Origin of the sequence: Vibrio cionasavignyae (assembly GCF_050337155.1) — a bacterium.
GTDB classification, from domain to species: Bacteria; Pseudomonadota; Gammaproteobacteria; order Enterobacterales; family Vibrionaceae; genus Vibrio; species Vibrio nomapromontoriensis.
This window is the reverse complement of sequence record NZ_JAKJSR010000050.1, coordinates 1-3,906: the sequence shown is the minus strand read 5'-3', so window position 1 is coordinate 3,906 and position 3,906 is coordinate 1. Positions and strand designations below refer to the sequence as shown.

General features: G+C 40.3%; 6 protein-coding genes and 1 pseudogene. All 7 read left to right on the top strand.

Annotated features, from left to right (window positions below; all coding sequences use genetic code 11):
* Positions 1–205 (top strand): hypothetical protein (locus L4D74_RS24905; RefSeq protein ID WP_428755079.1); only part of this gene is annotated, 205 nt, incomplete at its 5' end.
* Between the two features lie 58 nt (positions 206–263).
* Positions 264–644, top strand: coding sequence for a hypothetical protein (locus L4D74_RS24900; protein ID WP_428755078.1), 381 nt, complete (start codon positions 264–266; stop codon positions 642–644).
* Positions 645–1,241: 597 nt separating this feature from the next.
* Positions 1,242–1,844 carry a hypothetical protein gene (locus L4D74_RS24895; RefSeq protein ID WP_428755076.1) on the top strand — a complete coding sequence of 201 codons (603 nt, stop codon included), beginning with the start codon at positions 1,242–1,244 and terminating at the stop codon, positions 1,842–1,844.
* A gap of 152 nt (positions 1,845–1,996) precedes the next feature.
* Complete coding sequence (locus L4D74_RS24890; protein WP_428755074.1) at positions 1,997–2,359, top strand: hypothetical protein; 363 nt, start codon at positions 1,997–1,999, stop codon at positions 2,357–2,359.
* Positions 2,360–2,508: 149 nt separating this feature from the next.
* A complete protein-coding gene (locus L4D74_RS24885; RefSeq protein ID WP_428755072.1) occupies positions 2,509–2,835 on the top strand; it encodes a hypothetical protein in 327 nt (108 codons plus the stop codon).
* 131 nt (positions 2,836–2,966) lie between these two features.
* Complete coding sequence (locus L4D74_RS24880) at positions 2,967–3,626, top strand: hypothetical protein (protein ID WP_428755071.1); 660 nt, start codon at positions 2,967–2,969, stop codon at positions 3,624–3,626.
* A gap of 119 nt (positions 3,627–3,745) precedes the next feature.
* Positions 3,746–3,906 (top strand): annotated as a pseudogene (locus tag L4D74_RS24875) (GNAT family N-acetyltransferase); the annotation flags it as partial.

The following is a 3,906-nucleotide window of genomic DNA, read 5'->3' as shown; positions in this document are numbered from 1 at the left end:
GGCTACGAATTTTTGGACAGTTCAACTCTGTCCCGTCATGTTGGTCATTGGTTTTGAGGGGAGAGCGTTACTTCAAAATCTTGGTGAGCAACGCAGGCATTATCGCACGAAAAAGCTAACAAACTGCTCAAGTGGACGCCATAAGCTTGGCGGTTTTGGTTTGAAGTTAAGTGCGCTTGGCAAGTTAATCGTTAGCGCCACTTAGCAGGGCGTTATGTGTGCAAAGTGTTGTATGCACTTAGGATATAGAAGGATCTACTTTTATGGGCGTTTTTGCACAAATATCAATGAGGGGGCGGATTGTATCATTTTGCCTATTTGTAGCCAGTGTATTGCTATGGGCAGATGTTACTGGGCAAACAGGTAAAAAAATAGAAGTTAAATCAACAACTTTGAAGTTTATCGATTCTGGCTATATCGGAAGAGATAGTACGAAAAATTACTATTATATTCTAAACAATGGTCTCAAAGTTCGTGCACTAAGCTCGAGCCCGAGAAATGGACAATTCTTAACTGAATATCTAAATGATGAATTAGTATGTAATGTAACTTACTTTGAGAATAATAGTATTATAAACAATGACGTAAGTATTGTTTATACGATTAAGTGCAGTAGTGACGATTTGACTTATTCTTACAATTAGTAAATCTATTTGCGCTCAAGACAGGTTTGGTCTGTATGAGTTCACACACATAACAAGCAATTCAAGCTGATTCGCAACGCTCGGCACTTTCGGTTTCAGTTGGTTTAGTGATTAAGGTGAAGTGTTCGGGTAAGGTGGCAGCGTTTCTCACAACTTAATTGGGCTTTAGCTTTCACGGTTTAGTTTATTGGTGTACGGGTTCATCGTTCTAGCTTTACACCTGTTCTTTAGTGGTAACCTCACATCTCTCGTGTGCTTTTTCTTTGCTACTGAGTTATTTACGTTTAATTGAAAATTGGCGTATGTGGTTGTTGGCTTAGTGGCAAACTTTGAGTTGCCTCTGAGTTTCGTCAACTCAGGCTACGAATTTTTGGACAGTTCAACTCTGTCCCGTCATGTTGGTCATYGGTTTTGAGGGGAGAGCGTTACTTCAAAATCTTGGTGAGCAACGCAGGCATTATCGCACGAAAAAGCTAACAAACTGCTCAAGTGGACGCCATAAGCTTGGCGGTTTTGGTTTGAAGTTAAGTGCGCTTGGCAAGTTAATCGTTAGCGCCACTTAGCAGGGCGTTATACAATTCTGGAGATTTCGAGTATATGGTTTATTTCCCAGCAATTATTGCTGCTTTAGTTATTGCGCTGTACTCAGCTTTTGCGTTTAGAAAACTGCCAGCTAGTGAGCATCAAGCTTGGATTCACACAATAATAGCGTCTTTAACTTCAATCGCTATTGGTGTGACGGTTGCCATTTCCATCTTTAGCTATCAAGAAAACCTCAAAAACGAACAAAGAAAGGAACAATTAGACTTAATGTTGCAGACTGAACTATCAAGAATGTTAGGTCACTTAACTGATAACGAGGCTAAGGCATCAATCACTTATGGTGAAGATGAAAAGCTAGAGTATCAAGTAATGTTTTTTAGTCCGACCTCTTTGAAAATCGCGGCAGAAAGTGGCTTATATGACTTGCAATCAACGAATCAAATGCTAGAGCTCGTTACTAGCGTGGAAGCGTTACAGATAAAGAACGAAGCGTTTTTAAAGGCAATGAGTTCTAACTTGCCTCAACATAGGCATAAATCTCATTTAGAGTGGCATATACACAACTTGAATAGAGCCCGTGGCGGAATAGAACGTGGAGTTAGGTGGCTAGCAAAGTATGAGAATATCGAGTTGCTGAAAACCATAAAGTATCACTAAGGTATTGTATAACAAAGCGTTTAAGACAGATTCCCAACGCTCGGCATTTTCGGTTTACGTTGAATTTTGTGTTTACGGCACAATGGTTTAGGTTAGGGACTCTGCGTTGCTCACTGCTTAACGCGGCGTTATGTGAATGAGGAAAGGTCAAGTTGGACGAGTTCATCAAATATAGAAAAGCATACCTCAAGGACATTATTGAGTTTTTGAAATATCTCTCGACATTATCAACGGGGTCCTTGCTCTTAATGGTCGCTTTTTTAGATAAGTTAAAGTTGTTGGACTCGTATCAGCCATACTTGAAATATTCCTTCGTTGCTTTCATTGTTTCCATCGCTGGGTCTGTTTTAGGGTATGCCATGATAGTGTTTGTTGAACTAAAACAGGGGAGTGAGCGAAGGGAGACGAAAGTTATAAATGCTTTTTTGGGGCTGGTCGGTGTCTCCATTAACTTCTTGGGTTTTATCTCTGGGATTGTACTTATGGCAATGTTTGCAATGGCGAACATTGGGTAAATTCACATAACAAACGCTTCAAGTCGATTCGTAACGCTCGGCACTTTTTGCGTCAATTTTGGTTTATGTGATTACAGTGTCCACGCTAAGTTCAGTGGAGCGTCACTCACAACTTAAGCGGGCGTTATGTGGTTTCCGGAGTTTGAAAGATGATAGTTAACAATTATGTACTGGTTAGAAGAGATAATGCCAATATTGGCTACTTCAAAAAGAGTATTGAAATGCCATGCGTGCCTCCAATCGGAACTAAGGTCTTGTTTAACAGAGCTATAGGCAGTTTATCCTTCATAGTGGAAGCGATCACTTATTCAGAAGATTCTGCGGAGTTTAGTTTGCATTTTGAGTTAGACGTTAGTGAGGAAGAAGTTCGCACAGAACAGCCTTTAACTGACAGTTATTTTCCTAAGCGCCTTATAAAGTTGGGTTTTGAGCTTCAGTGGCTTGAAGAGGGCTACGAAGATCTAATAACCACATAACAAATTGTTCAAGCAGACAGCTAACGTTTGGCGATTTTGGTTTGGTTGAGTTTAGTGATTACGGTGGTCTTGTCTGAGTGTGGTGGTAGTTAGCTGCTACTTAACAAGGCGTTATGTGTTACGAGGAATAAATGAAAGAAGAATCTGTCAATGAAATGGCTGTTACGTTATTGAATAAACCAACATGGAGCGATCTAGAATACTACGTCGTTGTCATATTGTTAGTTTTGATACTAGCCTCACTCCTAGCTTTCTTTAAGGCTTTGTATTCAGAGAAGGCGAAGTATTCAGCAATTAAATCTAGTTTGGATACGATCAAACTTCAGTCTGAGGTGACCGCTAAGACAACTGGAACGATAATGAATGAGTTGGAGTACAAGTCGTGGAACCGAAAAGAAATTTTACAAGTGCGCAGGGCAAAGCTTGAAGAGTATGTTTTGTTAATTATGTGCCTATCAGATGTCCTTCATAAGGAAATGGAGGAAAAGTTCTTTGGTAAAGACCATTCTTACGATGAACAGCTTTGGCATAAAGCTCAACTAATTCAAAAACTATATTTTCCTGAATTGGATCAAGAGCACAATGGGTTACGAAAGTCATTTGCGAACTATAAACGCTGGCTCGGAAACGGAATGACAGAAGTCGTAGAAAAACGTAAAAATGGCAATGTGAATGCTAGAGTAAGCGAAGAGCATATGGATAAATATAGCTCACTCTTGGATTCACTTAATAGCAGTACATTGGAAATTGAAAATAAAGCGAGAGAAATGTCGCAAGAATTTCACACATAACAAATTGCTTAAGTCTGATTCATAAACGCGTGCCGAACTCGCTAACGCTCAGACATGGCTCACGTTCACTCACAGCTTAGCAAGGCGTTAGCCGTTCATCGCGACTTACGGAGAAACTTGTGATTGTAAGGAAAGCAACGAGTGAAGATTCTGCCAAGTTACTAGAGCTTATAGAGCTCAAGGCCGAGTTTGATCGCGCAATGAAAGGCTTTACTGGAGAGATCTCTACAACTATCGGCAAAATCGAGAGTACGTTATTTGGTCGTGTCCCGTATGCACA